This window comes from Kitasatospora sp. NPDC004289 (assembly GCF_053602875.1).
Genome location: NZ_JBSGEL010000011.1, coordinates 117,758 through 144,262, shown reverse-complemented (window position 1 = coordinate 144,262; position 26,505 = coordinate 117,758). Strand labels below are relative to the sequence as shown.

At 73.6% G+C, this 26,505-nt stretch carries 25 protein-coding genes and 1 CRISPR repeat array; of the genes, 18 read left to right on the top strand and 7 right to left on the bottom strand.

Going from position 1 to position 26,505, the window contains the following annotated elements; translation table 11 throughout:
* Positions 1-88: 88 nt before the first annotated feature.
* From cas7e to ACWEPF_RS10520, 8 genes are all read left to right on the top strand, one after another.
* Complete coding sequence (gene cas7e / locus ACWEPF_RS10555) at positions 89-1,246, top strand: type I-E CRISPR-associated protein Cas7/Cse4/CasC (protein ID WP_452172289.1); 1,158 nt, start codon at positions 89-91, stop codon at positions 1,244-1,246.
* On the top strand, positions 1,243-2,070 hold the full coding sequence (gene cas5e / locus ACWEPF_RS10550; protein ID WP_452172288.1) for a type I-E CRISPR-associated protein Cas5/CasD: 828 nt from the start codon (positions 1,243-1,245) through the stop codon (positions 2,068-2,070). The genes cas7e and cas5e overlap by 4 nt, the downstream gene beginning before the upstream one ends.
* On the top strand, positions 2,067-2,723 hold the full coding sequence (cas6e, locus tag ACWEPF_RS10545) for a type I-E CRISPR-associated protein Cas6/Cse3/CasE (protein ID WP_452172287.1): 657 nt from the start codon (positions 2,067-2,069) through the stop codon (positions 2,721-2,723). Before cas5e ends, cas6e begins: the two co-directional genes overlap by 4 nt.
* Before the next feature lie 62 nt (positions 2,724-2,785).
* Positions 2,786-3,703: a type I-E CRISPR-associated endonuclease Cas1e gene (gene cas1e / locus ACWEPF_RS10540; protein ID WP_452172286.1), complete on the top strand. Its 918-nt coding sequence runs from the start codon at positions 2,786-2,788 to the stop codon at positions 3,701-3,703.
* A gap of 46 nt (positions 3,704-3,749) precedes the next feature.
* Positions 3,750-4,064, top strand: coding sequence for a type I-E CRISPR-associated endoribonuclease Cas2e (gene cas2e / locus ACWEPF_RS10535; protein ID WP_452172285.1), 315 nt, complete (start codon positions 3,750-3,752; stop codon positions 4,062-4,064).
* A gap of 21 nt (positions 4,065-4,085) precedes the next feature.
* Positions 4,086-4,785: a CRISPR direct-repeat array (repeat unit 29 nt; unit sequence GTCAGCCCCGCGCGAGCGGGGGTCAGCCG).
* 405 nt (positions 4,786-5,190) lie between these two features.
* Positions 5,191-5,736, top strand: a complete 546-nt coding sequence (locus ACWEPF_RS10530) for a SigE family RNA polymerase sigma factor (protein ID WP_452172284.1) — start codon at positions 5,191-5,193, stop codon at positions 5,734-5,736.
* A gap of 63 nt (positions 5,737-5,799) precedes the next feature.
* Entirely contained in the window at positions 5,800-6,951 is a 1,152-nt protein-coding gene (locus ACWEPF_RS10525) for a hypothetical protein (protein ID WP_452172283.1), read from the top strand.
* A 114-nt stretch (positions 6,952-7,065) separates the two neighbouring features.
* On the top strand, positions 7,066-8,661 hold the full coding sequence (locus tag ACWEPF_RS10520) for a penicillin-binding transpeptidase domain-containing protein (protein ID WP_452172282.1): 1,596 nt from the start codon (positions 7,066-7,068) through the stop codon (positions 8,659-8,661).
* 124 nt (positions 8,662-8,785) lie between these two features.
* Here ACWEPF_RS10520 and ACWEPF_RS10515 read toward each other — a convergent pair whose 3' ends face one another.
* The 3 genes from ACWEPF_RS10515 to ACWEPF_RS10505 form a co-directional block, all read right to left on the bottom strand.
* Positions 8,786-9,400, bottom strand: coding sequence for a hypothetical protein (locus ACWEPF_RS10515; RefSeq protein ID WP_452172281.1), 615 nt, complete (start codon positions 9,398-9,400; stop codon positions 8,786-8,788).
* Between the two features lie 84 nt (positions 9,401-9,484).
* Positions 9,485-11,668 carry an RICIN domain-containing protein gene (locus tag ACWEPF_RS10510; protein WP_452172280.1) on the bottom strand — a complete coding sequence of 728 codons (2,184 nt, stop codon included), beginning with the start codon at positions 11,666-11,668 and terminating at the stop codon, positions 9,485-9,487.
* Between the two features lie 232 nt (positions 11,669-11,900).
* Positions 11,901-12,224: a putative quinol monooxygenase gene (locus ACWEPF_RS10505; RefSeq protein ID WP_345282270.1), complete on the bottom strand. Its 324-nt coding sequence runs from the start codon at positions 12,222-12,224 to the stop codon at positions 11,901-11,903.
* A 205-nt stretch (positions 12,225-12,429) separates the two neighbouring features.
* Between ACWEPF_RS10505 and ACWEPF_RS10500 the strand changes: the two genes are divergently transcribed.
* Positions 12,430-14,172, top strand: coding sequence for a glycoside hydrolase family 16 protein (locus ACWEPF_RS10500; protein WP_452172279.1), 1,743 nt, complete (start codon positions 12,430-12,432; stop codon positions 14,170-14,172).
* Positions 14,173-14,245: 73 nt separating this feature from the next.
* On the opposite strand, the gene ACWEPF_RS10495 is transcribed toward ACWEPF_RS10500, so the two are convergent.
* On the bottom strand, positions 14,246-14,719 hold the full coding sequence (locus tag ACWEPF_RS10495) for a hypothetical protein (RefSeq protein WP_452172278.1): 474 nt from the start codon (positions 14,717-14,719) through the stop codon (positions 14,246-14,248).
* Between the two features lie 285 nt (positions 14,720-15,004).
* On the bottom strand, positions 15,005-15,727 hold the full coding sequence (locus tag ACWEPF_RS10490; protein WP_452172277.1) for a hypothetical protein: 723 nt from the start codon (positions 15,725-15,727) through the stop codon (positions 15,005-15,007).
* Between the two features lie 136 nt (positions 15,728-15,863).
* Here ACWEPF_RS10490 and ACWEPF_RS10485 point away from each other — a divergent pair, with 136 nt between their 5' ends.
* The 6 genes from ACWEPF_RS10485 (at position 15,864) to ACWEPF_RS10460 (ending at position 21,462) form a co-directional block, all read left to right on the top strand.
* Positions 15,864-17,120 carry an MFS transporter gene (locus ACWEPF_RS10485; protein WP_452172276.1) on the top strand — a complete coding sequence of 419 codons (1,257 nt, stop codon included), beginning with the start codon at positions 15,864-15,866 and terminating at the stop codon, positions 17,118-17,120.
* A gap of 139 nt (positions 17,121-17,259) precedes the next feature.
* A complete protein-coding gene (locus ACWEPF_RS10480) occupies positions 17,260-17,535 on the top strand; it encodes a hypothetical protein (RefSeq protein ID WP_452172275.1) in 276 nt (91 codons plus the stop codon).
* Positions 17,532-17,993 (top strand): type II toxin-antitoxin system VapC family toxin, encoded by a 462-nt coding sequence (locus ACWEPF_RS10475; RefSeq protein ID WP_452172274.1) that lies wholly within the window; start codon positions 17,532-17,534, stop codon positions 17,991-17,993. Before ACWEPF_RS10480 ends, ACWEPF_RS10475 begins: the two co-directional genes overlap by 4 nt.
* 101 nt (positions 17,994-18,094) lie before the next feature.
* Complete coding sequence (locus ACWEPF_RS10470) at positions 18,095-18,835, top strand: ABC transporter ATP-binding protein (protein WP_380149954.1); 741 nt, start codon at positions 18,095-18,097, stop codon at positions 18,833-18,835.
* A gap of 1 nt (position 18,836) precedes the next feature.
* Entirely contained in the window at positions 18,837-20,234 is a 1,398-nt protein-coding gene (locus ACWEPF_RS10465) for an FtsX-like permease family protein (RefSeq protein ID WP_452172273.1), read from the top strand.
* Positions 20,235-20,277: 43 nt separating this feature from the next.
* Entirely contained in the window at positions 20,278-21,462 is a 1,185-nt protein-coding gene (locus ACWEPF_RS10460) for a sensor histidine kinase (RefSeq protein WP_452172272.1), read from the top strand.
* 7 nt (positions 21,463-21,469) lie between these two features.
* On the opposite strand, the gene ACWEPF_RS10455 is transcribed toward ACWEPF_RS10460, so the two are convergent.
* On the bottom strand, positions 21,470-22,135 hold the full coding sequence (locus tag ACWEPF_RS10455) for a response regulator (protein WP_452172271.1): 666 nt from the start codon (positions 22,133-22,135) through the stop codon (positions 21,470-21,472).
* Between the two features lie 383 nt (positions 22,136-22,518).
* On the bottom strand, positions 22,519-23,226 hold the full coding sequence (locus ACWEPF_RS10450) for a substrate-binding domain-containing protein (RefSeq protein WP_452172270.1): 708 nt from the start codon (positions 23,224-23,226) through the stop codon (positions 22,519-22,521).
* A 47-nt stretch (positions 23,227-23,273) separates the two neighbouring features.
* Between ACWEPF_RS10450 and ACWEPF_RS10445 the strand changes: the two genes are divergently transcribed.
* The 3 genes from ACWEPF_RS10445 (at position 23,274) to ACWEPF_RS10435 (ending at position 26,500) form a co-directional block, all read left to right on the top strand.
* Positions 23,274-24,041, top strand: a complete 768-nt coding sequence (locus tag ACWEPF_RS10445; RefSeq protein ID WP_452172269.1) for an IclR family transcriptional regulator — start codon at positions 23,274-23,276, stop codon at positions 24,039-24,041.
* A 169-nt stretch (positions 24,042-24,210) separates the two neighbouring features.
* A complete protein-coding gene (locus ACWEPF_RS10440) occupies positions 24,211-25,434 on the top strand; it encodes a 4-hydroxybenzoate 3-monooxygenase (RefSeq protein ID WP_452172268.1) in 1,224 nt (407 codons plus the stop codon).
* Positions 25,435-25,465: 31 nt separating this feature from the next.
* Positions 25,466-26,500 (top strand): amidohydrolase family protein, encoded by a 1,035-nt coding sequence (locus tag ACWEPF_RS10435; RefSeq protein WP_452172267.1) that lies wholly within the window; start codon positions 25,466-25,468, stop codon positions 26,498-26,500.
* The last annotated feature ends 5 nt before the right edge of the window (positions 26,501-26,505 follow it).

The following is a 26,505-nucleotide window of genomic DNA, read 5'->3' as shown; positions in this document are numbered from 1 at the left end:
CACCGGCACCAGCGCCCAACCGCCCTCGCGGACCAACTCGACCTTCCCGAACCCTCGTTCATCCGTACCGTGTCCCAGGAGAAGAACAGTGCCCTCGTCCCACACCGCGCCCGCGCGCTTCCTCGACCTGCACGTCGTCCAGAGCATCCCGTTCGCCAACCTCAACCGCGACGACAACAACTCCGTCAAGACGGTCCGCTACGGTGACGCCGAGCGCACCCGCGTCAGCAGCCAGTCCTGGAAGCGCGCCATCCGCACCTACTTCCAGGACTCCTTCGGCGAGCGGGCCCTGCGCACCCGCCGCATCGGTGCCCGCGTCACCCGCCTGCTGGAGGAGCGCGGCTGGCCCGCCGACCTCGCCCAGCGGGCCGGACAGCACGCCGCCGCCGGCAGCAGCATCAAGTTCGAGACCGCCGCCAACTCGCCCGTGGTGACCACCAACGCCATGGTCTACGTGCCCGAGAGCGCCGTCGCGGAGCTCGCCGACCTCGCCGAGCAGCACCGCCCCGCCCTCGAGGCGGCCAAGGACATCAAGAAGAGCAACGACAAGAGCGTCCTGCCCAAGGACGCCGTCGACGCCATCCTGCGCAGCCGCAACGGCGTCATCAACCTCTTTGGCCGCATGCTCGCCGAGGTCGACGACGCGGGCGTCGACGGCGCCGTCCAGGTCGCCCATGCCCTGACCACCCACGGCACTGACGTCGAACTCGACTACTTCTCCGCCGTCGACGACGTCACCTCCGCCTGGGGCGACACCACCGGCAGCGCCCACATGGGCCACGCCGAGTTCAGCGCAGGCGTCTTCTACCGCTACGCCACCATCGACCTCGCCGACCTCGCCACCAACCTCGGTGACGACCCGTCAGCCGCACGGGACCTCGCCGAAGGCTTCGCCGAGGCGTTCATCCTCTCCCTGCCCCGCGCCAAGAAGACCGCCACCGCGCCCCACACCATTCCCGACCTCGTCCACCTCGCCGTCCGCGGCGACCGCCCCCTGTCCTACGCCGCCGCGTTCGAGCAGCCCGTCCGCTCCCACGACCTCGGCGGCTACGCCGCCCCCTCCCGCACCGCGCTGGCCCACTACGCGCACGCCGCCAACCGCCTCCTCGGCGGCCGGGGCCTCCTCGCGGCCGGTTGGGCCAGCGTGGAGGACAAGGACCTGGACGGTCTCGGCACCCGCGCCGACTCCTTCCCCGACCTGCTCACCCTCGCGCTCGACGCGGCGTTCCCGAAGGCCGACGCGTGAGCCTGGAACCGGTCGGCCAAGGCCTGCTGCTGCGCCTGGCCGCGCCGCTGCAGTCATGGGGGGAGAACAGCCCCTTCAACGAGCGTGGCACCGCCGCATTCCCCACCCGCTCCGGTGTCATCGGCCTGCTCGCCGGCGTCCTCGGCCTCGCACGCGGCGACGACATCTCCCACCTGACCGCCCTGTCGCTGACGGTGCGGGCGGACCGGCCCGGTGTCCTGCTGCGGGACCTGCACACCGTCGGCGGCGGCCTGCCCGCCGCCCGCACCGTCACCACCGCCGACGGCAAGAAGCGCTCCGGCGCGACCGCCACCCTGCTCTCCCACCGCTACTACCTCGCCGACGCGGCCTTCACCGCCGTCGTCACCGGCACCCCGGAGCTCCTCCAGCAGTGCGCGAACGCACTGCGCACCCCGCGCTGGCCGCCCTACCTCGGCCGCCGCTCCTGCCCGCCGGAGGGCCCACTGCTGCTCGGCCTGGTCGACGACCCGCTGCGGCACCTGGTCGACCTGCCCCTGGCCCGGCGCCGCACGAGCACCGGACAGGGAGTGCGGGTCGACTTCCACGGCGACCAGCCCCTCGGCCACCTCGCACCGCACCCCGCCGGCCAGCAGCACGACAGCGGCGATGCCCCGGTCGGGACGGTGACCGACGAGCCCGAGACCTTTCACCCCCGCCGCCGCGCCTACCGGGCCCGCACCCGCTACCAGCGCACCCTCACCCTGCCCGCCGAACAGTGCGCCGGCCTCGGAACCGCCTACCTCACCACCCTCGGCACCTACCTCCGAGCGCACACCACCGACCCCGAGAGCCCGAACGCATGAACCTGTGGCTGACCCGCATCGTCCCCGACCAGCGCAGCCGCGACGCCCGCCGCGACCACACCAACGCCGTCGACCTTCACCACCGCCTCATGTCCCTCTTCGACGACGACATCCCCGCCACCGAACCCCGACGACACCTGGGGGTTCTCTTCCGCACCGAGACCACCGACACCGGCGTGCACATCCTGCTGCAGAGCGCCCGCGAACCCGACCTCGACCGGCTCCCCGCCGGCTACGGCATCGCCGCCACCAAGTCCCTCACCCCGCTCCTGGATGCCATGCGCCCCGGTCTGTCCGTCAGCTACCGCATCGCCGCCAACCCCATCCGCAAGCCCGGCCGCACCACCCGCGAGCTCTACAAACTCAGCGCCATCGTCCCCCTCCACGGTGCTGCCGCCGACGAATGGTGGACCCGCCAAGCCGAAGCCTCGGGCCTTGCTCTGACCGCCCTCCGCTCCACCCCCATGGACGCCGCCCAGGGAACCCGCCGAAGCGACCAGAACCGCATCAAGCACGCCCGCGTCCTGTTCGAAGGCACTGCCACCATCACCGACACCGACGCGCTGCGCACCCGCCTCACGGAGGGCATCGGCAAAGGCAAGGCCTACGGCTGCGGCCTCCTCAGCCTCGCCCCCCACCGGCCCGGCCGATGACACCCCGACGAGCCCCCGATGCGGGCAGCGCACGCCGACGCCTGGCCGCACCAACCGTCGCCATGCTCCCGCGCATCGCCGACTCCCTCTCCTTCCTCTACATCGACATCGCCCGCATCACCCAGGACGACACCGGAGTCTGCGCCGAAGTCACCACCACCAACCGGGGCACCGAACGCGTCTACTTACCCACCGCCGCCATCAGCTGTGTCCTGCTCGGCCCCGGCACCTCCATCACCTCCCGTGCCATGGCCACCCTCGCCCGGCACGGCACGACCCTCCTGGTCGCCGGCTCCGGCGGTGTGCGCTGCTACGCCGCGGCCCTCCCCGAATCCCTCAGCACCACCTGGCTCGAACGCCAAGTCCGTGCCTGGTCCGACGACACACAGCGCCTGGCGATCGCGACCCGCATGTACGCACGACGGTTCGGCTCAGCCCCACCCGGCTCCAACCTCGACAGACTCCGAGGACTCGAAGGCCAACGCGTCAAGGCCCACTACCGCCTCCTCGCCCAGCAGTACCGCATCGGCCGATTCCGGCGCAGCTACGACCCTGACTCCTGGGACACCCAAGACCCCGTCAACCTTGCCCTGTCCTCCGCCAACACCTGCCTTTACGGCATCGTCCACGCCGCCACCCTCGCCCTCGGCTGCTCACCCGCCCTCGGCTTCATCCACAACGGCAACCAACAAGCCTTCGTCTATGACATCGCCGACCTGTACAAGGCCGAACTCACCATCCCGCTCGCCTTCTCCCTCCACGCCTCAACCAACCCCGAGGCCGACGCCCGCAGAGGATTCCGGGAAGGCCTGCGTCTCTTCCGTCTGCTGCCCCGAATCGTCACTGACATCCAGCAACTGCTCAGCCCGGAGCAGGACATCGAGCTCCCCGATCCAGAGGAGCAGCTCGTGGACCTGTGGGACCCGGTGGCCGGTGTCGTGCCCGGCGGAACCAACTATGCGGGAGGCGAGCATTCGTGAACTGCCGTGCGGTACAGGGGTGTAGGGACAACTGCGAGGCGACGCCATGCCATCCATGATTGTCCTGTCTGTCACCGCCGTACCCGACCACGTACGCGGCGCCCTCACCAGGTGGCTTCTCGAAGTCACACCCCACCTCTACGTCGGCACCGTCTCCGCCCGGGTCCGCACCGAGCTCTGGCACACCGTCAGCGCCTGCATCGGCGACGGCGTCGCGGTCCTGGCATACCCAGCAGCGAACGAGCAGGGCTTCGAGCTCAGCACCGCAGGAGACCAGCGGAGACGCCCGGTCGATTTCGACGGGTTGACCCTTGTGGCGGTTCCTGTCGTGACAGATGGTCAAGAACTGGCAAAGCCGTAGAAACGTCGCAGCTCACGAAGGGTCAGCCCCGCGCGAGCGGGGGTCAGCCGAGCGCGTCGCGGTGCTCGGCGTCGATGGTGGCGTCAGCCCCGCGCGAGCGGGGGTCAGCCGACGAGGCTCCCCCCGCCCGCCCCGGAGCCGAAGTCAGCCCCGCGCGAGCGGGGGTCAGCCGTGGGAGGAGACCCGCCCGCAGCGCACCGCCGAGTCAGCCCCGCGCGAGCGGGGGTCAGCCGGCGGTCCGCGACCTCCACCGCCCCGGTGACGCGTCAGCCCCGCGCGAGCGGGGGTCAGCCGTACCGCGTCCAGGCCCACCTCTACGGCCTCGGGTCAGCCCCGCGCGAGCGGGGGTCAGCCGCGGTTCGAGGTGCGGATCTGGGCGCCGTACTGGTCAGCCCCGCGCGAGCGGGGGTCAGCCGATCTCGTCGAGGTAGTCCCGCACCGATCGATTGTCAGCCCCGCGCGAGCGAGGGTCAGCCGAACTCCCTCACGTCGTGCCCGAGTTGCCCGGAGTCAGCCCCGCGCGAGCGGGGGTCAGCCGGAGCTGATGTCGAACCGGGCGACCTGGCCGGTGTCAGCCCCGCGCGAGCGGGGGTCAGCCGGCCAGTAAGAGCCCCGAGGATCTCGTTCGCGAGTCAGCCCCGCGTGAGCGGGGGTCAGCCGGACCCGGCCAACAACGCTCGGGCCGCCAAGGTGTCAGACCCACGCGAGCGGGGGTCGGCCAGCGGAGTCGGGCGGCCGGGTGGCCGAGGTTGGCGAGTGCCGCCCGGCTGAGCGCGGGGTTGCCGCGGGTGAGACGGAGCGCAGGACTCGGATGGCCGGGGGCCGAGGGTGCGGGCCTGAGGGGTGCTCAGGGTCGGGGCCGGGGTGGGCGGTTTCGTGGTGCGGTGCGTGGCGAGGGCAGGCCGGGGATCGCCGTCGGCAGGGTCGGGGCATCGCGCCCGGCGGCGTGCCGCTGGTCCGGCTGCAGGTGGAGCACCACCTCCTGCGCCTTTGGCGGTCGGCGTCTGCGGCGTCGCCCGCGTTACCGGCGTGTGCTGCACGCCACACGGGCCTCGAAAAACTCGTGTGTAACGTTCGGACCTGGTCGGTTGCTCTGCTCATATGTACGGACCGTTAGGGGGTGGGCATGGCTGGCAATCACGTCGCCGCAGAGTCGAGGGACGCCGGGTTCCTTGAGCTGACGGCTGGGCGGACGGCCCAGCTGTACCGCTCGGCGTGCCTGCTGACGGGTGGGGACAGGTATCTGGCCGAGGATCTGGTGCAGGAGACGCTGGCCCGGATGTACGTGATCTGGCGGCGGCAGAACTCCTGGCTGACGGGCCGTTCGCGGATCGAGGATCCGGGGGCGTACGCGTACCGGGTGCTGGTCCGTACGTTCCTGGCGCACCGCAAGCGGCGGTCCAGCAGCGAGCTGCCGATCGGCGAGCTGCCGGAGGTGAGCGGCGAGGAGGGTGACAGCGCGCTGCGGCTGACGCTGCTCCAGGCGCTCGCGCAGCTGCCGCCGAGGGACCGGGCGGTGGTGGTGCTGCGGCACTGGGAGGACCGCAGCATCGAGGAGACCGCCGAGGTGATGCGGTCCAGCCCGGGCGCGGTCCGGACCAGGACGACCAGGGCGCTGGCCCGGCTGCGGGGCCTGCTCGGGGATTCGCTCAGCACGCTCGCGTCCAGCTGAGGCGCTTCCTTCCCGAGGTGATGGGGCCGATGACGACCACGACGACAGTGACGAGGCTTCCGCGTGTCGAGTGACCAGAAGTTCGAGGATGAGCTGACGTACGCCATGTCGCGCGCCGGTGAGGCGTTCCGCACCGAGACGATGCGGCTGGACCTGGCCGGGCTGGAGCGCGGTCGGCGGGCCTGGCGGCGGCGCAGGGCGGCGGCCGTGGTGAGCGGTGCGACGGTGCTGGCCCTGGCCGGCGGGGCCGTGTACGTGATGGGCCCGGGGGCTCCGACCGTCTCTACCGGGCCGGCGGCGCCGGTCACGGCCGAGCGGCTGCGGCCGGTGCTGCGGGCAGCGCTGCCGGCGGGGTTCCTCGCGGAGGTGAAGGGCGCCGAGGGCCTGGAGGTCACGGTCGACGGGGCCCGGGTCAACGTGGGCTTCGGCGGTAGCGCGACGGTCGGTCCGCTGTCCCTGCTGGTGGAGCGGAGGACCCCTGAGGCGGCGATGCAGGCGCCCGAACTGCGCTGCGCGAACGCGAGGATCGGCCCGCAGGACGACTGCCGCACCGAGACCCTCGCCAACGGGTCGAAGCTGATACTGGTTCAGGGGGTGGCCTCCGCCGACGGGGTGGAGCGAGGCCTGTCGGCCAGGCTGGCCGCCCCGGACGGGCGACTGATCGAGATCACCACGTCGAACAAGTCGGCCTCGCCGGGCGGGGCCGCGCTGCCGCTGACGGCCGATCAGGCGACTGCTGCCATGACCTCACCCGCCTGGGACGCCGTGGTGGCGGACCTCCCGACCGTCGAGGCGTCCGGCTCTGCGGAGTGGTTCCCGAGCGAGGAGGTCCTCGCCGTCGCGACCCCCCTCCTGCCGAGCGGGCTCGTTCCGGCCGACGTCACGGGCAAGGACGGGTACGTCAGCTTCACCGTGAAGGACGCCGAGGGCCCGGGTCTGGTGGAGGTCGACGTTCGGGACGGGCGCTTCTACCTGCTGAACCCGCCGGTCGAGTACGCCGACGCGCAGACCCTGCCGGACGGCACCCGGTTGCTGGAGAGCAAGGACGAGGGCTGGTGGACGGTCCGCGCACTGCGGCCGGACGGGCTGATCGTCATCGTGGCGGCGCACCGGAGCGCCGACCTGATGCGGCCCCTCACGCGCCACAGCCCGGTGCTGACCATGGATCAGCTGAAGGCCGTCGCGACCGCTCCCGCGTGGAAGCTCCCGGGCTGAGCGGTCCCCGCCGACGGGCGGGCCGATGGACATGTCTTTCGAACGTACGTCATCCCAGGGGGGAACCAGATGCACAAGGCTGCCAAGGTCGGAATCGCCGTCGTGACGGCGTCCATGTTCACAGGGGGTGGCCTGGCCGCGTACAACCTGTGGAACGGGATCACCGGCGGTTCGAAGGGCTCGGACGGGACGTCCGCCGTGGCGTCGGCGGCGACGCCGGTGGCCGAGGCCCCGTCGGCCGAGACGGCCGCCAAGGAGGCGAAGGCGTTCCTCGCCGCCTGGGCGGCGGGCGACTACGAGGAGGCCGGGCAGCACACCGATCAGCCGGGAGCCGCGAACCTCGCCCTGGCCCGGTTCCGGGACGACCTCAAGCCGACGGCGGTGGCGCTCGTCCCGGCCGCCGCGACGGGCGCGACCATCGGGCCGGACGGCTTGACGGTGAGCTTCAAGGCCCGGGTGGAGTTCGCCGGAGCGGCCCGCCCCTGGGAGTACGACGGCAGGGTCGCCATGGTGAAGCTGAGCGACGGCCGGGCCGTGGTGCACTGGGACCCGAGCGTGGTGCACCCGAAGCTCACCAACGCGGGTAAGGCGCTCGCGGTGCGGCCGGTCACCGCGTCGCTGTCCAAGGTGGTCGAGCGGAAGGGCCGGCCGGTGGCCGAATTCCCGTCCATCGCGGCCCTGTTGGGGCAGGTGGACTTCGGCACGACGGGTGCCCCGACGGAGGCCGGCCAGGGAGTGGTGGTCACCCAGTCGGGCGGCGCGACGGCGCCTGAGCCCCTGTTCACCATCACCGAGCCCAAGAACGGGGAGCAGCGGAAGCTCACCATCGACGCCGACCTCCAGCGCGCCGCCGAGGCGGCCGTCAAGGAGCGGTCCGGGCCCGCTTCGATCGTCGCGATCGAGCCCAGCACCGGCCATGTGCTCGCGCTGGCCAACAATCCGGCGTCCAGCCAGAACCGGGCGTTCACCGCCGTCATCGCCCCCGGCTCGACCATGAAGGTGGTCACCGCCGCCGCCCTGCTGGAGTCGGGCCTGACCCCCGACACCCCGCTGGCCTGCCCGAAGAACACCGACGCCGGTGGCCGCCTGGTGCCCAACGACTTCCCGGACGCCCGGCTCGGCTACACCTTCAAGGACGACTTCGCGCAGTCCTGCAACACCGCCTTCATTGAGGCCGGGCGGACCAGGCTCTCCGCCGGCAGCCTGCCGGCCATCGCCAAGGACGTCTTCGGGCTCGGCCAGGTCTGGCGGACGGGCCTCAGCAACTTCGACACCAAGATCCCGGCCGAGACCAACGCCGAGCAGATCGCGATGGCGTACATCGGGCAGGGCCGGATCCAGACCAACGCGCTGGCGATGGCCTCGGTCTCGGCGACGGTGCAGAGCGGTGTCTTCCGCCAGCCGATCCTCGTCCCCGGCCTGCCTCAGTCCAAGGCCGCCCGCCGCCTCGACGGCACGGTCCTCGGCCAGCTGCAGTCGATGATGCGGCGCGCCGTCCAGAGCGGCACCGCCGCCGAGGCCCTGGGCGGCATCTCCGGCGCGGCCGGAAAGACCGGCACCGCCGAGGTCAGCGGCCGGACGGCGAACAGCTGGTTCACCGGGTACCGGGGAAACCTGGCAGTGGCCGCCGAGGTCGAGGGCGCCGGCCACGGCTCGGACGCCGCCGCGCCCGCGGTGGGCAAGCTGCTCCAACTGGGCAACAACGGCTGAGCCTGCCCGACCCGTGCCCGGGCCTGCCCCGCGCGAGCGGATGGCCCGCACCGTGCTCGGTGGCTGCTGTGCCGGGCCGCCCATCGGTTGGTGCGGTGTGCGCTGCGGCAGTTGACGTCGTGGGTCAGCGGGAGCGTCGGCGGCGGCGGGCCACCAGGGGGGCGCCGATGGCCACGGCGGCCGTGCCGGCTCCGGCGACGACGAGCGTGGCGATGAGGGTCCCGTGGCCGGTGGTGGGGGGCGTTCCGGTGGTCGTGGTGGTGGTCGGGGTGGCTGAGACGGTAGCTGCGACGCTCGGGGAGACGGTAGGGGAGACGGTAGCGGGGCCCGGGGTGGAGGGGGCGGCGGTGGGGCTGGGGGCGGTGCCGGGGACGGCGGTGACGTCGAGTTCGGCCTCGCCGTGGCCGAGGGCCGGGAAGCCCGAGTCGACGGCCACCGACCAGTGGCCGGGCGGGAGTTGGCGGGCGGTGGTGTAGGTGCCGGGCGGGCCCGGGACGGGGACGAGGGGCCAGGGCCCGACGGTGCGGCCGTCGGTGCTGGTGGCGTTGACGGTGGCGGCGACCTTCTCGTCGACCGGGTCGTGGTCGTTCTGCCAGGTGGCCGTCACGGTGAGGTGGCCGTCGACCAGGGCGGTGACGGCGAAGGCGATGGTGTCGCCGTGGGCGGCGGCGGAGTGGGCCGTGCCGAGGGAGAGGAGGGCGATGGCGGCGAGGGCGGCGGCGAGGGGGCGGCGGCGCACGGGAGCTCCTGGGGCGAGGGAGGGGGAAGGCCGGTGGTGGTGCGGGGAGGCACCCCGCACCACCACCGGCCGAGGGACGGTGCGTCAGGCCGCGGCCTGGATGCTCCAGTTCTGGTACGACTGCCCGTTGGGCTGCTGGAGCTCCAGCAGCCAACCACCGTAGTACCAGCGCTTGCTGGTGCCGAGGACCAGCGTGGAGCCCTTGGCGGTGAGGACGAAGCTGTGGTCGGCCGCGCCGATCCGCCACTTCTGGGCGTCGGAGGCGGAGCACGGCTGCTGCGCCACGTACTGCCCGGCGACCGCGGAGCCGCCGAGCTGGAGGCACTTGTCCGACTTGGCCGAACGGATCCGCAGGTAGCCGTCACCGGCGTCGTCGAAGAGCCACTGCTGGTTGCTGTACCCGGTGCGCTGGTAGCCGATCAGCACGGCGCCGTCACGGGTGGAGCCGCCCCACATGTCGGCCGCCTGGCCGGTGAGGTCGTTGGTCACCAGGTAGCGGGTGCCCGGCGTGGTGGGCGAGGGGCCGGCGGCCTTGAGGCTGCGGAACGCGGTGGCCTGGCCCGGGCGGCCGACCTTGCCGGAGGCGTCCTGGACGGCGACGGCGACCTTGTACTGGGTGTCCGGCTGCAGGCCCACCAGGCGGACCACGGTGGAGCCGACGATCGCGAGCGAGCGCCCGTCGACCTGGACGTCGTAGCCGCGCGCACCGGCGACCGCGGGCCAGCTGAGCACGGCCGAGACGGCGGTGGTCTGGCCGACCGTCACCCGGGGGCCGGTGCTGGGACCGGTCGGGGAGGGCGAGGCGGTGGGGCTCGCGGTGGTGGGGGTCGGCGTCGGGGAGGCGGTCGCCGAGCGGCTGGGGCTCGGGCTGGGCGTCGCGCTCGAACTCGGGCTGGGCGAGGCTGACTTGGTCGGGCTCGGGCTCGGGCTCGCGGTGGTCGGGCTCGGGCTCGGCGTCGGGTTCGGGGTGGTGCCGCCGTCGCGGAGCAGGAAGCGGTTGTCGGCGACGTTCCAGTGCGTGGCCAGGTAACTACCGGGCTGCGGCGCGGTGTTGTAGTAGTCGTCGTGGTTGCAGTCGAGGCGGTCGTCCGAGGCCCGGTTCGGGCAGACGGTCTGCATCTTGGGGTAGTACGGCGAGTCCGAGTAGCACATGATGTCCCACTCGTCGACGCAGTGCGCGCCCCTGCTGGTGTGCGGGGCGCTGTTGTTGACGGCGCCGAGGTTGTGGCCGAGCTCGTGCGCGGCGGTCGAGCCGCCCCAGCAGCCGTTGTCGGTGCGGCCGTAGGAGGGGCCGAAGTTGGAGAGGTTGTCCTGGCCCGGGCGCTCGTCGCCGTTGAAGGTGCCTATGCCGCAGTACACGTTCGCCTCGGCGAAGATCATGTACTTGCGGTCCTTGCGGTTGAAGCCCTGGGCGGCCAGCGCCTTGTTGCTCGCGCCGAACTCCTGGAGCGCCGCGTCGGACAGCTCGACGTTCAGCACCGAGGCCGAGCAGTCGGACTCGGTGACGTAGCGGACGTGCCGGGTGCCGCCGGTCTCCTGGGCGCTGGCGTTGTAGATGACGTCGGTGTCCGCGGCCCACTTCTTGAACGAGGCCAGGTACTGCCCGAAGCGGTCCTTGCCGGGCCCGTGCACGTACAGCACCTGGACGCGGTTGCCGGTCGAGCCGTCGCCGTCGCAGACCACCTTGGAGCCCTCGGCCGCGGCAGCGGCCGGTGCGGCGCCGGAGGCGTCGGCGGCGGGTGCGGCGGCCGCGGCCGTGAGCTGGCGTCCGCTGCGCAGGTCGATGACGGGTGCGGCGGCGGTCAGCAGGTCGGCGGGAGAAGGGAGTTCGCCGCCGGAGGCGGTCGGGTCCGCGGCCTTCTGTCCGCCGGTGACGGCCGGCGCGGTGTCCTTCTGCACGTCCTTGCCGGGCGGCGGGGCGTCCGGGCCGTGGGTGCACTGGTGCTCGCCCTCGCCGGCCTTGTAGACGCCCGCGCAGCGGTCACCGGCCTCGGCCGGGACGAGGCCGGTGTAGACGAGGCCCTTGGCCGGGTCGTTCTTCGGGACCGAGCTGACCGGGACGGGCTTGTCCTTGTGCTGCGGTGCACTGGCGGCGGTCGGTTCCACCAGCTCCTGCACCACCGGCGCGTCCGCCGAGACGTGCGGGGCGTTGTCGTAGCCGGTGGTGAGGGCGAAGGTGCCCGCGATCAGTCCTGCCGCGACCGCCGCGGCGGCGAAGGCCACTCCGCGACGGCTCCGGCGGCGGTGTGACTGCCTCTTGCGTGACATGGGTCTCCTCGTCGGCAGACGGGGAAGTAATGCGTGCCGACGCGTAGGAGACCCGTGGCGGAGCGGGGATAACGGAAATGTCGCCCGGTTCTTCGAAGAAAATCTGCCGGACGCCGCCCGGCCGCAGACGGTAACGGCCGGGCGGCGCAGGGTAGTTGCGCATCCGATGTCGGATGCGGGGGTTCTGTGTCGGTGCCGGGCGCAACCGGTGGGCGGTGGTCGCCGGGCGGGGTCAGTCGATCTGGAGCTCGCCCATGCGGCTCCAGCCGTGGGCGCCCTCGATGGTGGTGCTGACGATCTCGGGGGTGCGGGTGACCAGGGGGCGCATGGTCTCCAGGCCGGCGGCGAAGTGCGGGGACGTCACGTGGGCCTCGGCGGCACCGTCGGCGAAGGCCTCGACCAGGACGTAGGTGTCGGGCTCCTCGAGGCTGCGGGACCACTCGAACCAGAGGTTGCCCTCCTCGGCGCGGGTGGCGCGGGTGAACTCCGCGACCAGCTCGGGCCAGGCGTCGACGTACTCGGGCTTGACGGGGAATTTCACCACAATGAAGATCATTCGCCGATTGTAGGCATCTCCGGCGCCGCCCGTGGACGGGCGTCGGGGTCCGGGCGCGGGGAAGGGGAACGTGGCAGGTCAGGACGGTCACCGGATGGATCCGTGCGGTTGTGGCCGGTACGGGGTGTCACTAGCGTTCGATGCGTCCTGCCCGGTCCGGGCCCGGCCGGTTGTCCTCCTCGTGTCGTGTGCCATCGGAGATACCGTGCTCAGTTCGTTCCCACGCGCCGTCAGACTCTGCGCGCTCACCGGCAGTCTGCTCCTGCTCGCCGCCCCGGCCGTCTCGGCCGCCCCCTCGCCCCAGGTCACCGTGGAGTCGCTGACCCCCGCCACCGCGCTGCCGGACACCCCCGTCACGGCCCGACTGGCCGTCAAGTCCTCCACCTGCTTCACGGTCGCCGTGCTGGGCGTGGGCATCCGGGACGCGGCCGGGAACAACCTGGACTTCCCGGGGGCGGCGGCCAACCAGCGGATCTGCCCGCAGGGGCTGACGGTCACCACCGGGGCGCGGTCCTTCCCCGCCGGGACGTACCGGATGTTCGGCTTCTACCAGGAGCAGGGCGGGGCGTGGAAGAACCTGCCGGAGCAGGTCCTCACGGTGGCCGAGCCTCCGCTGGAGGTGACGGCCGACCGGCTGGAGCCGAAGAGCGCCGAGCCCGACGCGCCGGTGGCGGGGCAGCTGACGCTGCACGCCTCGAAGTGCTTCACGGCGGCCGTGGTCGGCGTCGGCGTGCGCGACGCGGCCGGGAACAACCTGGACTTCCCGGGGGCCGCGGCCAACCAGCGGATCTGCCCGCAGGGGCTGACGGTCAGGACCGGAACGCGGACGTTCCCGGCCGGCACGTACCGGGTGTTCGGCTTCTACCAGGACCAGGCCGGGGCGTGGAAGAACCTGCCGGAGCAGGTCCTCACCGTGGCCGAGCGTCCGCTGGTGGTGACGGCGGACCGGCTCGCCCCGGACGGCGCCGTCGCCGACGCGCCCGTGGTGGGGCAGCTGACGCTGCACGCGTCGAAGTGCTTCACGGCGGCGGTGGTGGGCGTCGGCGTGCGGGACGCGGCCGGGAACAACCTCGACTTCCCCGGTGCCCTGACCGACCGTCGGATCTGCGGCGAGGACGTGACCGTGAAGACCGGCACGCGGGCGTTCAAGGCCGGCACGTACCGGATGTTCGGCTACTACCAGGACCAGGCCGGGGCCTGGCACAACCTGCCCGAGCACGTCCTCACCGTGACGCCCTCGTCGACGGCGGACCCGTCCGCCCCGGTGGACGGCAAGAAGCTGGTCTGGCGGGACGAGTTCGACGGCCCGATCTCGCCGACCAAGTGGAACCGCGCCACCAGCAGCGCCTACCGGTACGGGAACTACAACCCCGACGACGACAAGCTCGACCGGATCGACCCCGACAAGGTCGCCGTCAAGGACGGCGCGGCGGTCTTCTCCGCCACCGCGAGCAACTTCACCCTCCCCAACGGGCGCAAGGCCTGGGACACCGGGCTGATCACCACCGAGTACACCTCCGAGCGCTTCATGGTGAAGACCGGCGACTACGCCGAGACGCGGATCCTGATGCCGAAGGAGATGGGCGCCTGGCCCGCGCTGTGGACCTGGCACCAGGGCGGCAGCGAGATCGACTCCTTCGAGTACCACCCGGACAACCCGAACCTGCTGGAGCTGACCAACCACGTCAACCCGGCGCAGAAGTTCTGGAACGACCACACCGCCGTGAAGCCGGGGGAGTGGACCACCATCGGCACGTACTACGGCGCGGACTCGGTCGACTGGTACGTCAACGACGTGAAGGTCTTCTCGGACAGGACCGGGGTCGGCCCCCGGTGGTCCGCCTACCTGATCCTCAACCTCTCGCTCTGCTCCGGGGACTACCACCCCTCCCCGAAGGGTCCCGGAACGGTGAGCTTCGCCTCCGACTACGTCCGGGTGTACCGCTGAGACCAGGCCGGCGGAGCGGTGCCGGAGGGGTGGTGACGGGGCGATCGTGATGCCCCGTCACCACCCGTTCGGGCTACCCGGTCGTCTCCGGGTCGGCCACCGCGACGGCGAACTCACCGGTGTCGACCGCGTCGGGCGCGTCGTCCGTGAAGACGGCCACTCTGCCGCCCTCCAGCACGCCGGTGGCGTCGGCGGCGATCCGGCCCGGGACGGTGGCGGTCGCCGTGTTGCCGGCCGGGAGGCCCCGGCGGTAGTGGCAGGTGACCGTCTGCCGCTCGGCCGCACAGTTCTCCGGGAAGTACGGACCCTCCGGCGTGACTCCCTCCGGGAACGTGACCACGACGGTGAAGGCGCCGCTGCGCGCCGACCCCTCGTTGACCACCAGGGTCCGGAGGGTCGCCGCCTCACCGGCCGGAGCCGGGTCGGGGTCCTGGGCGATCACCTTCAGGGGCCCGCCCGCCGCCACCGCGCCGGGCGCCGCCTGGACCACCGCCCCCGTCAACGCGCAGCAGACGGCTGCTGCCACCGTCACCAACCTTCGAACCATCGGACCAGCTCCTCACCGGACGGGCCGTCACCTGGACGGCAGACGGACGTCCGTCCACGTAAGCAGCCGCCCGCCGCCCGTCTCCGCACCGCGACGCCCGCCACACGGAGCCCTCGCCCGATGGGCCCAGCGGCGCGCGGTCAGAAGCCGCAGTACGTTCCGGAACCCGTGCTGCCGGGCAGGTTCCCGTCCTTGACCCACCCGTACAGGTTCCTGGGACGGTCCTCCAGGTAGGTCCAGCGGGAGCCGTCGCCCGTTCGCTCCGCATGGTCCGCCAGGCGGCCTTCAGAGCGAGCGAGTTGGGTGGGAATGCGGTAGGGGACCCTCCCCTTCCCCGGTGCGGGGGACGGCGGCGAAGACCGGGGCGTCGGCGGCGCGGACCAGGCGGTACCAGGGGAGGTGGCGGTCGAAGCGGGCCCGGCTGCCGGGGGCGGCGGCGCGGAGGTCGGCGATCAGGGCCGACTCCGGTACGCGGTGGGCGAGTTCGGTCAGCACCGGATCGACGGCAGGGGCGCGCAGGGCGGCGGCCGGGTGGAGCGGGAGCTCGGGGCCCTCGGGGTGGAGGGCGTCCCAGAAGTCGTCCGCGTAGGACTGCGGGTCCTCGTCCGGGCCGTACTCGTCGGCGAGGTCCTCGGCGGTGGTGAGCAGGCGGTCCAGCCAGGAGGCCAGGGAATCGGCCTGGACGAAGAGGCCGCCCTCGCGGTACTGCATCAGCACCTGCCCCCAGCCGCCGTCCGGGGCCAGGTCGACCCAGGTGAGACCGCCGCCGCCGTCGTCCGAGACCACCCAGTGCGGCTCGGGCAGTCCGTGGTCGGAGCCCTGGCGCGGATGGCCGGTGAGGGTGAACTCCACCGGCGGGACGGTGAACCCGCCGATCCGGCCGACCAGTTCGGCCACCTCGGCGGGTGCCGGGACGGGCAGCCGGGCGCCCGGGAGGACGCGCGGGTCGTAGGGCACCCGGGCGGCCAGGGCGTGCAGGCGGGCGAGGACGGACTCTCCGGTGATCACGCCCGCGAGGCTACCCGGCGGGCGCCCCGGCCGGTGGCCTCCGGCGCGGGCCGTGCGGGGAAACTCAGGAGACAGGGAGGGAGGGCGCTCCCTAGCATCGGGCTGCTCATGCCCGCTCCTGCCGATTGGTCCCGCCGTGAAACCCCTGCTGCCCCCGGTGCTCCGCGAGGAGCCGCAGTTCGCCCGGCTGTTCGCCGGGCAGGCGCTCTCGGTCCTGGGGGACCGGATCACCATGGTGGCGCTGCCGTTCGCGGTGCTGGGCATCGGCGGATCCATGGCCGACGTCGGGCTGGTGGCCGCGGCCGGGCTGGTCCCGATGCTGCTGTTCACGCTCGCGGGCGGGGTGTGGGCGGACCGCTTCCCCCGGCACCGGATCATGCTGGTCTCCGACCTGGTGCGCTGCCTCACCCAAGGGGCGGTGGCGCTGCTGCTGCTCACCGGTCAGGCTCAAGTCCCCTACCTGGTCGTGTTGATGACGGTCTTCGGCACGGCCGACGCGTTCTTCATGCCGGCCGCCACCGGGCTGCTGCCGCTGCTGGTCCCCACGGAGCGGCTGCGGGAGGCGAACGCCCTGCGGGGCCTGGTGCAGTCGGCGAGTCTGGTGCTCGGCCCGGCGCTGGCGGGCGGACTGGTCGCGCTGGCCGGGCCCGGGGGAGCGCTCGCCGTCGACGCGGTCAGCTTCGCGGTGAGCGCGGCCTTCCTGGCCCGGCTGCGCCCGCGCACCGCACCGGCCCCGGACGCCCCGGCCGGGGCGAGCTTCCTGGCGGAGCTGCGGGAGGGCTGGAGCCAGGTGCGGACCCGGAGTTGGGTCTGGTCCGGCATGGCGGCGATGGGCGTCTACCACGTGGTGGTGCTGCCCTCGATCTTCGTCCTCGGGCCGGTCCTCGCCGAGCGGGAGTGGGGCGGGGCCGAGGGCTGGTCGATCGTGACGGTGGCCTTCGGCATCGGCGCGGTGGCGGGCGACCTGCTGGCCTACCGGCTGCGCCCGGCGAAGCCGCTGGCCCTCGGCGCCGCCGCGCTGGCGGTGGCCTCCTGTCAGGCCGTCATCATCGGCGCCGGTCCGTCGGTCTGGGTGGTGGCCGTCCTGGAAGCCGTCACGGGGGTCGGGGTCTCGCTCTTCTTCGTCCTCTGGGAGACCAGCCTCCAGACCCACATCCCCGAGCACGCCCTCTCCCGGGTCAGCTCCTACGACTTCCTGCTCTCCTCCGGCCTGATGCCCCTCGGCCTGGTCCTGGCCGGCCCCATCGCCACCGCCGCCGGCCTGCGCCCCACCCTCTACACCATGAGCGCCATCGGCGTGGCCTCCGCCCTCCTCCTCCTGGCCGTCCCGGCCGTCCGCCACCTCACCGACCACACCGAACCGGCCGCCGACCCGGAGACCGTGGCGGCCTGAGCCCCCGAGCAGTCGGTCGACAGCCACGACAGGGTGAAGCCGGACGGATCAGGCCCTGGGAGAGCTCTGGCCGAGGGACACTTCCCTCCGAGGACCGGCCACCAGCCCGGAGCTGGTGGGTGCAGACGAGGAGGCCGGGATGGACGGGCAAGGGCAGTCGGCGGAGGAGCCGCCGCCGCGACCGATCACCGCTGCGGTGACGGTCACCGGGCCGGAGGCCGCCGCGCTCCGCGAACTGGCCGCTGTTCTCGGTCGGTCGGCGGAGGCACTCGCGCTGGAGTACACGGTGGGTACCCTGAAACTGCCGGCCACCAGCATCGGTGAGAGCGAGTTCGCCGACTGGGCCCTGTTCGACGGCCCCGAGGACCTGGCCAGCAGCGTGGATCGTGACCTTGCCGAGGGATTCGGCCGGTGAGCGGGGACGCACCGGTGGCGCAGCCGGGTCTCGCGGTGACCGACACAGGTGTGTTGCTGGCTGCGTTCAACGCACGCGACAGCCTCCACCAGGCCGGGGTGGTCACGCTCAACCTACCGAAGACCCTGATCATCTCGCCGTTGGTCCTGGCCGAGTTGGACCACCTGCTCCAATCCCGGTCCGGGGAGCAGGCCGCCGTTGACGCCATCGCCCGCATCGGCGCGCTTGCCGGGCAGGGACGAGTTCAGGTCGCCCTGGTCGACCGTTCGGTCTTGGCGGAGGCGGAGCAGTTGATGCGCCGTCACCTCGGCCAGGCGCTCGGCCTAGCCGACTGTGTCAACGCGGTGCTCGCCTGGCGCCTCACCCGGCCTGCGCTGTTGACCTTCGATAAGCACTACAGCAGCCTCCTCGCCCCGCGTCGTCCCGGGGAGAAACCGCTCGAGGTACATCCCGGCTGACGGGAGGGCCACACGTGGCGGGGCGGGGTACGGAAAACCGAACCCCCGGGTCGGGTGTGAGCACGGTCGATCGTGGTGGGCGGGGTGTCGAGGATGGGGGCATGGAAACCAACGAATCCCTCGTCACCGCCTCCGTGCGGGAGTTGCACCGGTCCTACGGGCGCGGCGGTCGGACCGTCCACGCCCTGCGCGGGGTGAGCCTGGAGCTGCGCCGGGGGAGCTTCACCGCGGTCATGGGGCCCTCCGGGTCGGGGAAGACCACGCTGCTGCACTGTCTGGCCGGGATGGACCGGCCGAGCAGTGGGTCGGTGTGGTGGGGCGGGACGGAGGTCTCGCGGCTGCCGGAGCGGCGGTTGGCGGAGCTGCGGCGCAGTCAGGTCGGGTTCGTCTTCCAGGCGTTCAACCTGATGCCGGCCATGACGGCGGCGCAGAACGTGGAGCTGCCGGGGCGGCTCGCGGGGCGGCGGGTGGAGCGCGCGGCCGTACGGGAGGTGCTGGCGCGGGTCGGACTGGCCGGGCGGGAGGGGGACCGGCCGGGGCAGCTGTCCGGGGGGCAGCAGCAGCGGGTGGCGATCGCCCGGGCGCTGCTGGCCCGTCCGTCGGTGCTCTTCGCGGACGAGCCGACCGGGGCGCTGGACCGGACCACCGGACACGAGGTGCTCGGACTGCTGCGCGAGGGCGTCGACCGGGACGGGCAGACCTGTGTGATGGTCACCCACGACCCCGTCGCGGCGGGGTACGCGGACCGGGTGGTGGTGCTGGCCGACGGTCTGCTCGTCGACGACCTCGACCGCCCCTCGGCGCAGCTGGTCGCCGACCGCCTGGCCCGGACGGGAGCCTGAGATGGCCGACACCACTGCCGTGCTGCGCCTCGCCCTCGGGCAGCTGCGCCTGCGCCCCGCCTCCTTCCTGGGCCTCGGGGCGGCGCTGCTGCTCGCCCAGGCGACCGTCACCCTGTTCGGCTCCCTGGTCGCGGCCCAGGTCTCGGCGCCGCCCGGCACGCGGGCGGCGGAGGCCGGGCCGGGGCTGGTGCTGATCGCCGGAGCGTTCGGCGAGATCGCCGTACTGGTCTCGCTCTTCACCGTGGTCAACGCCCTCGGCTTCACGGTCCGTCAGCAGTACCGGGACCTCGCCCTGCTGCGCACCGTGGCCGCCACGCCCCGGCAGGCCAGGCGGCTGGTGCGGCGGCAGGTGGTGGCCGTGGTGCTCGCCGTCGGCCCGGCGGGGTGGGTGCTCGGGACGGCGGGGGCGCGGTGGTTCCTGCGGGAGTTGACGGTGCGGGGGATGGCGCCGGTCGGCCTGGAGGTGCCGGGGACGCCGCTGCCGTCGGTGGTGGCGCTGGTGGCGGCGCTGCTGGTCGCCCTGGCGGCCACCGAGCTCGCGGTGCGCCGGATCTCCCGGATCGCCCCGGCCGCGGCCCTGGTGGAGAGCGGGGACGAGGCGGGCGGGACCGGTCTGCTGCGGGTGGTGGCCGGATTGGCGGGTCTGGCGGGAGGCGCGGCGCTGGTGCGGCTCGCCGCCACCTCGACGCCCGACAAGTCGGGCCAGGCCGCGCTGTTGGCGGCCCTGGTCCTGCTGGCGGCCGTCGGGCTGCTGGGGCCGCCGGCGGCCCGGGCGGTGACGGCCCTCCCCGGTCTGGTGGTGCGGCTGTCCTCCCGCCGGACGGGCTGGCTCGCCGACGCCAACCTGCGCGGCTACGCGCACCGCCTGTCGTCGGCCGTGGTCCCGATCGCACTGCTCACGGGCCTGGCGGGCACCATGGTCCTCATGACCACCACCGTCGAGCGGCTGACCGCCGCCGCCCTTCCGCCTGGCAGCGGGCTCGAGACCGTCACCTCGGAGACCGACACCTGGCTGCGGCAGTCCGAGTTCGGGATGCTCGCCGGCTTCGCGGCGGTGGCGACCGTCAACACCCTGGTGGCCCTCACCGCCGACCGGCGCCGTGAGTTCGCCCTGCTCACCCTGGTCGGGGCGACGCGCCGTCAACTGGCCCGGATGCTCGGTGCGGAGGCGTTGCTGACGGCCGTCGCCGGGGTGCTGCTCGGGTCGGCGGTGGCGTTCACCGCGGCCGGGGCGTTCAGTCGCGCGCTCACCGGGTCGGTGCTGCCGGCGGTGCCGTGGGGGACCTTCGGGTGGATCGTGGCCGGGGCGGCCGCACTGACGCTGCCGAGCGTCCTGGGGACGGGCCTGCTGGTCTCGGCCGGCCCGGCGGTGGCGGCAGTGGGCGGTCGGCGTGGCTGAGGTGGCGAGGGCGGGGAGGGCGGGGAGGGGAACGGGCCGGTTCGTGTTCGCCGTCCTGGGGCTGCCGGTGGCGGTGCTCGGCGGGGTGTACGCGCTGGCGGTGCTGTACGCGGGGACGCTGCTCTCGCTCACCCTGCTCGGGCTGCCCCTGGTGGCCGCCGGACTGTACGGTGCGCGCGGGCTCGCCGGGCTGCAACGGCGGCTGGTGGGGCAGCTGTTGGGGGAGGTGGTGGAGCCGCCCGCCCCGCTGCCGCGCGGCGGCGGGGCCCTCGCCCGGATCAGGGCGGGGCTCACCGATCCGGTGGGCTGGCGCAGCCTGCTGTACCTGGGTCTGCGGCTGCCGGTCGGCGTGCTGACCTTCGCCGTGGCCGTCCCGCTGCCGCTCGGCGGCGCCTGGTTGGTCGCCTTCCCGTTGGTCGCGCTGGCGATGCCAGAGGCGGAACGGCCGCAGTGGTGGTTCACCGCCGCCGGTGTCGTGCTGGGTGTCGGGGTGCTGGTCGCCGTGCCGGCGGCGCTCCGGGCGATGGACCGTCTGAACCGGTACCTGGTGCGGCAGTTGCTCGGACCGGCCGGGACGCAGCAGCGGGTGCGGCAGCTGGAGCGGGCGCGTTCCGCCCTGCTGGCGGGGGCGACCGACGACCTGCGCCGTCTGGAGCGGGACCTGCACGACGGCACTCAGGCCGAGCTGGTGGCCATCGCCATCACGCTCTCCCTGACCGACGACGCGCTCGGTGCCGGGGCTCCGGACGCGGTCGACCCGGAGCGGATGCGCGTCCTGCTCGACCGGGCCAGACAGCAGACCGACTCGGCCATCACCGGCCTGCGCCGCCTGACCCGGGGCATCCACCCCGTCGCCCTGGACGAGGGGTTGGCGGCGGCGTTGCCCACCCTGACCGGGGCCGCCCCCGTCCCGGTCAGCACGACGGTGGACCTGCGGGAGCGGCCGGACCCGGCGATCGAACGGGCCGTGTACTTCTGCGCCGCCGAGCTCCTCACCAACCTCGCCAAGCACAGCGGCGCCGACCGGGCCGAGGTGGGCCTGCGGTCGCGGGCGGGGAGGGTGCGGCTCAGTGTCAGCGACAACGGGCGGGGCGGGGCGGTGGCCGCACCGGGTGGCGGGCTGGCGGGGCTGCGGGAGCGCTTGGCGGCCGTGGACGGCACGCTGCGGGTGGACAGCCCGCCGGGTGGGCCGACCACCGTCACGGCCGAACTGCCGACCGCGCTCTGAGCGCGCGTCAGGCGGACTCGGCGAGGTAGGTGAGGACGGCCTTGACCCGGCGGTTGTCCGAACCGGTGGCCGGAAGGCCGAACTTGGCGAACACCGCCGCGACGTGCTTCTCCACCGCCCGCTCCGAGACCACCAGCGCCTCGGCGATCGCCCGGTTGGACCGGCCCTGGGCCATCAGCTCCAGCACCTCGCGCTCGCGCGCGGTGAGCTCCTCCACCACACTGCGGCGGCGCCCGTTCCGCAGGACGGCCGTGAGGATCTCGGGGTCGAGCGCGGTGCCGCCGTCCGCGACCCGGTGCAGCGCCTCGACGAACTCGGAGGTGCGGGCGACGCGTTCCTTGAGCAGGTAGCCGACCCCGGTGGCCCCGTCCTCCAGCAGCCGTGCGGCCCAGGCGGCTTCGAGGTGCTGCGAGAACACCAGCACCGGCCGCCCGGGCCGGGCCGCCCGCAGCTCCACGGCCGCCCGGATGCCCTCGTCGGTGTGGGTGGGCGGCATCCGGATGTCCAGCACGCAGACGTCCGGGTCGTGCGTGGTGACGGCGGCCGTCAGCTCCGCCACCGTGCCCACCGCCGCGACCACTTCGCACCCCCGGGCCCGGAGCAGCTCCACCATCCCCTCGCGGAGGATGACGGAGTCCTCGGCCAGCACCACCCGCAACGCACGCTCGTTCATGCCCCGATTAAACGCGGATCGGGCGCAGCCCGTGACACGGGGGTTGCCGGGGCACCCCCTCGGTGACCTGCCCGTCCGCTGTGGCAGGCTCGGCCGGATGATCGGTGGACCTGATGGTGAGAACTCGTCGGCAGCGGTGCGGGAGCCCGCCCCTGTCGCGGCCTGCGGGGTGAACGGCGTGCCCGGGGTAATGCATGCCCTCGGGCCGCGAGGGGGCACCCTGTGCGGGGTCGCGGCGCGGTGCGTCACCGTCCACCTGACCCACTTCGACCCCGCCTTCCCGGGGTCGTGCCGTCGCTGCTGCCGGCTGGTGGAGGCGGCGGGATCGGCGGAGGCGGTGGGTGAGCGGTGACCTCACACCTCCGTTGACGGGCGCGCGCACGTCACCGGGGGCGGTGGGGGCTCAGGCCGTGGGTGCGGGGTGACGCCTCGTCGGCGGCGAGGAGGCGGAGGAGGTGGCGCGCCTCGGTGGGGTGGGGGGAGGTGGCGAGGACGGCGGCGGAGAAGGTGGTGGTGATGGCGGTGGGGCCGGGGAGGGGGCCGAGGAGGTGGATGCCGGGGTGGCCGGTGAGTTCGCTGCGTTGTTGGAAGGCGAGGTCGGCGGTGCCGTCGCGGAGGAGGGTGGCGACGGGGACGCCGGGCGGGGTCTGACGGAGGGTGAGGCGGCCGGTCAGGCCGAGGCGGTCGAGGAGGTCGAGCAGGGCGGTGCCGCTGGGGCCGGTGGAGTGGGCGACGGTGCGGGCGGAGAGGAGGAGGTCGTACAGGTCCTCGGGGGTGGCGAGGGGACGGGCCGCGGTGGTGTCGGGGACGGCGGCGACGGTCTCGGAGTCCCAGAGGGGGAGGGGTGTGGTGGCGAGGTGGCCTTCCCGGTGGAGAGCGGCGAGGGCGTCGGCGCCGAGCACGGCCACGTCCGCCCGGGCGCCGGCCCGGATCCGGCGGGCGGTCTCGACGCCCCCGGCGGCCTCGAAGCGGACGGGCAGGCCGGGCGTGCTGCCGAGGCGGGCGGCGAGTTCGGTGAGCAGGGGGCGGACGGCCATCGAGGAGAGGCCGAGGAGGGCGGGCGGGGTCGGGAGGAGGCCGGGCTCGTTCAAGGGGATGCCTTCGCTGCTGGTGGGAGGAGGTCTGGAAGACTGGCGGGATGAGTACGACCCGGGTCACGGCGGCCGGCAAGGTCCTCCAGGTGCTGGCGCTCTTCGACCGCGAGCATCCGTCGCTGACGCTGTCCGAGATCGCCCGCCGCACCGGCCAGGCGGTCAGCACCACGCACCGGGTGGTGGCCGAGCTGGCGGCCTGGGGCGCGCTGGAGCGGGCCGAGGACGGCTCCTGGCACGTGGGGCTGCGGCTGTGGGAGATCGCCTCGGGCTGTCCGCGGACCCAGATCCTGCGCGACGCCGCGCTGCCGTTCATGCAGGACCTGTACGAAGTCACGCACGAGAACGTCCAGTTGGCGGTCCGGGAGGGCACCGAGCTGGTCTTCGTGGAGCGGATCGCCGGGCACCGGTCGGTGGACCTGCTGACCATGGTGGGGACCCGCTTCCCGGTCGGGTCGACCGGGATGGGCCGGGTGCTGCTGGCGTACGCGCCGCGGGAGCTGCAGGAGGAGGTGCTCGCCGCGCCGCTGCGGGCCTGGACGGAGCACACGGTGACGGACCCGAAGGAGCTGCGCGCGCAGCTGGACCTGATCCGGCGCGAGCAGGTCTTCGTGAGCGACCGTCAGCTCCAGGACGCGACCGTCGCAGTGGCGGCCCCGGTGCGGATCGGCCGGACCGGGCCGGTCGGCGCGGTGCTGGGGATCGTGATCGCCGCGCGGGGCGCGGACCGGGCGCGCGGGCTGCGCGAGCCCCTGCTGCGGGCGGTGCACGGGATCTCCGAGGAGTTGGGACGGCGGGCCCGGACGGCGCTCTGAGGACGTCCTGAGGGTGCCGATCCTGCCCGCGCGGGGCCGGTTGCGGGCCCGCCTTTCCGCCTGACGGAAAGGGTGGCGACGCGGCGGGGTGCGGGGTGTCAGCGTTCGGGGCGTCCCCGGTGCGACCCGCCCGGGGCGTTCCCAGACCCCCACCCTCCCGGGAGCCGCCGTGCCCGCAACGACCGTCGACGAGACGCCCGTCGACACCGTGACCGAGGTGCCCGTCGCCGTGGTCGGGGCCGGTCCGGCGGGCCTGATGCTGGCCCACCTGCTGGGCCGGGCGGGCGTGCCCAGCGTGGCCGTCGACCTGCGCACCCGGCAGGAGATCGAGACCACCCACCGGGCCGGCATCCTGGAGGCCGACGTGGCCCGGGACCTGGTGGAGACCGGGGTGGGCGACCGGATCCTGCGCGAGGGCCACGAGCACACCGGCACCGAACTGCGGGTCGCCGGCCGCCCGCACCGGATCGACTTCCGGGAGCTGGCCGGTGCCTCGGTCTGGCTGTACCCGCAGACCGAGGTCTTCAAGGACCTGGCCGACGCCCGCGAGCGCGACGGCGGGACGGTGCACTTCGGCGTCCGCGACACGGAGGTGCTGGACGTCGGCACGACCGCGCCCCGGGTGCGGTTCACCGCCGTCGACGGGACGCGGCACGAGCTGCGGGCCCGCTACGTGGTGGGCGCCGACGGCTCCCGCTCCAGCTGCCGCGACCTGGTGCCCGAGCGGCACCGGACCCGGCACGGCGCCGAGTACCCGTTCGCCTGGTTCGGTGTGATGGCCCAGGCACCGTCCAGCGCGCCGGAGTTGGTCTACGCGCACTCCGCCCACGGCTTCGCGCTGATCAGCCAACGGACCGAGGCCGTCCAGCGGATGTACTTCCAGTGCGCCCCGGACGAGCGCGTCGAGGACTGGCCGGACGAGCGGATCTGGGCCACCCTCCAGGCCCGGGTGGCGGGCGAGGACGGCTTCCGGCTGACCGAGGGCCCGATCCTGGAGCGGACGGTGCTGCGCTTCCGCTCCTTCGTCCAGGAGCCGATGCGCTGGGGCTCGCTGCTCCTCGCCGGGGACGCCGCGCACACCGTGCCGCCGACCGGTGCGCGCGGGCTGAACCTGGCGCTGCACGACGTCAAGGTGTTGGCCGGGGTGCTGGTGCGCGCCCTCGGACCGGAGGGCGAGCCCGCGTTGGACGACTACCAGCCGGCCGCGCTGCGCCGGGTCTGGCGGGCCCAGCACTTCTCCTCCTGGATGACGCGGCTGCTGCACACCCCGCCCGGCGCCACCCCCTTCGAGCTGCGCCGCCAACTCGGCGAACTGGACTGCGTGGTGGGCACCCGGGCGGGCCGCGCCTACCTGGCCGAGCAGTACACCGGCTGGCCCTCCGCCGACCGCTGACCCACCCTCCGACCCCTCAGGAGCGCCACCCGTGATCATCGACAGCCACGGCCACTTCACCACCGCCCCGGCCCAGCTCGCCGCCTGGCGCGAACGCCAGATCGCGGCGGCCGAGTCCGGGGCCGAGGCCCCCGACCCCGACGAACTCTCCATCTCTGACGAGGAGTTGCTCCAGGCGGTCGGGGAGAACCAGCTGCGGATGATGGACGAGCGTGGGACCGACCTGATGGTCTTCTCCCCGCGCGCCAGCTTCATGGCCCACCACATCGGGGACTTCGCGGTCTCCGCCGCCTGGGCCCGGATCTGCAACGACCTGGTGCACCGCGTCGCCACCCTCCGGCCCGACCGCTTCGCGATGGGCGCGATGCTCCCGCAGTCGCCGGGCGTCGACCCGGCGAGCTGCCTGCCGGAGCTGCGGCGCGCGGTGGAGGAGCTCGGCGCGGTCGCGGTGAACCTCAACCCGGACCCCTCCGGCGGCAGTTGGACCGCTCCACCGCTGACCGACCGGAGCTGGTACCCGCTCTACGAGGCGCTGGTGGAGTACGAGGTCCCCGCGATGGTCCACGTCTCCACCTCCTGCAACCCGGCCTTCCACACCACCGGCGCGCACTACCTGAACGCCGACACCACCGCCTTCATGCAGCTCCTCCAGGGCGACCTGTTCGCCGACTTCCCCACCCTGCGCTTCGTCATCCCGCACGGCGGCGGCGCCGTCCCCTACCACTGGGGCCGCTTCCGCGGCCTGGCACAGGCGCTCGGGCGCCCCGAACCCGAGGAACTCCTCGGCCGCAACGTGTACTTCGACACCTGCGTCTACCACCAGCCCGGCATCGACCTGCTCACCCGGGTGGTCCCCGCCGAGGCCCTGCTCTTCGCCAACGAGATGATCGGCGCCGTCCGCGGCACCGACCCGCGCACCGGCCACCACTACGACGACACCCGGCGCTACCTCGACGCGACGCCGCACCTCAGCGCGGAGCAGCGGGCCGCCGTCCTCGGCGGCAACGCGCTGCGCGTCCACCCCCGCCTGGCCGCCCGCCTCGCCCCTCGCTCCTCGTCCCGCTGAACGCC

Bases quoted from the DNA above. Each gene is read 5' to 3' on its own strand.
- ACWEPF_RS10470 (WP_380149954.1), top strand. From the start codon at position 18,095: ATGGAAACCAACGAATCCCTCGTCACCGCCTCCGTGCGGGAGTTGCAC.
- cas6e (WP_452172287.1), top strand. From the start codon at position 2,067: ATGAACCTGTGGCTGACCCGCATCGTCCCCGACCAGCGCAGCCGCGAC.
- ACWEPF_RS10445 (WP_452172269.1), top strand. From the start codon at position 23,274: ATGAGTACGACCCGGGTCACGGCGGCCGGCAAGGTCCTCCAGGTGCTG.
- ACWEPF_RS10455 (WP_452172271.1), bottom strand. From the start codon at position 22,135: ATGAACGAGCGTGCGTTGCGGGTGGTGCTGGCCGAGGACTCCGTCATC.
- ACWEPF_RS10510 (WP_452172280.1), bottom strand. From the start codon at position 11,668: ATGTCACGCAAGAGGCAGTCACACCGCCGCCGGAGCCGTCGCGGAGTG.
- ACWEPF_RS10465 (WP_452172273.1), top strand. From the start codon at position 18,837: ATGGCCGACACCACTGCCGTGCTGCGCCTCGCCCTCGGGCAGCTGCGC.
- ACWEPF_RS10505 (WP_345282270.1), bottom strand. From the start codon at position 12,224: ATGATCTTCATTGTGGTGAAATTCCCCGTCAAGCCCGAGTACGTCGAC.
- cas1e (WP_452172286.1), top strand. From the start codon at position 2,786: ATGCTCCCGCGCATCGCCGACTCCCTCTCCTTCCTCTACATCGACATC.
- cas2e (WP_452172285.1), top strand. From the start codon at position 3,750: ATGCCATCCATGATTGTCCTGTCTGTCACCGCCGTACCCGACCACGTA.
- ACWEPF_RS10530 (WP_452172284.1), top strand. From the start codon at position 5,191: ATGGCTGGCAATCACGTCGCCGCAGAGTCGAGGGACGCCGGGTTCCTT.
- ACWEPF_RS10480 (WP_452172275.1), top strand. From the start codon at position 17,260: ATGGACGGGCAAGGGCAGTCGGCGGAGGAGCCGCCGCCGCGACCGATC.
- ACWEPF_RS10495 (WP_452172278.1), bottom strand. From the start codon at position 14,719: ATGGTTCGAAGGTTGGTGACGGTGGCAGCAGCCGTCTGCTGCGCGTTG.
- ACWEPF_RS10520 (WP_452172282.1), top strand. From the start codon at position 7,066: ATGTTCACAGGGGGTGGCCTGGCCGCGTACAACCTGTGGAACGGGATC.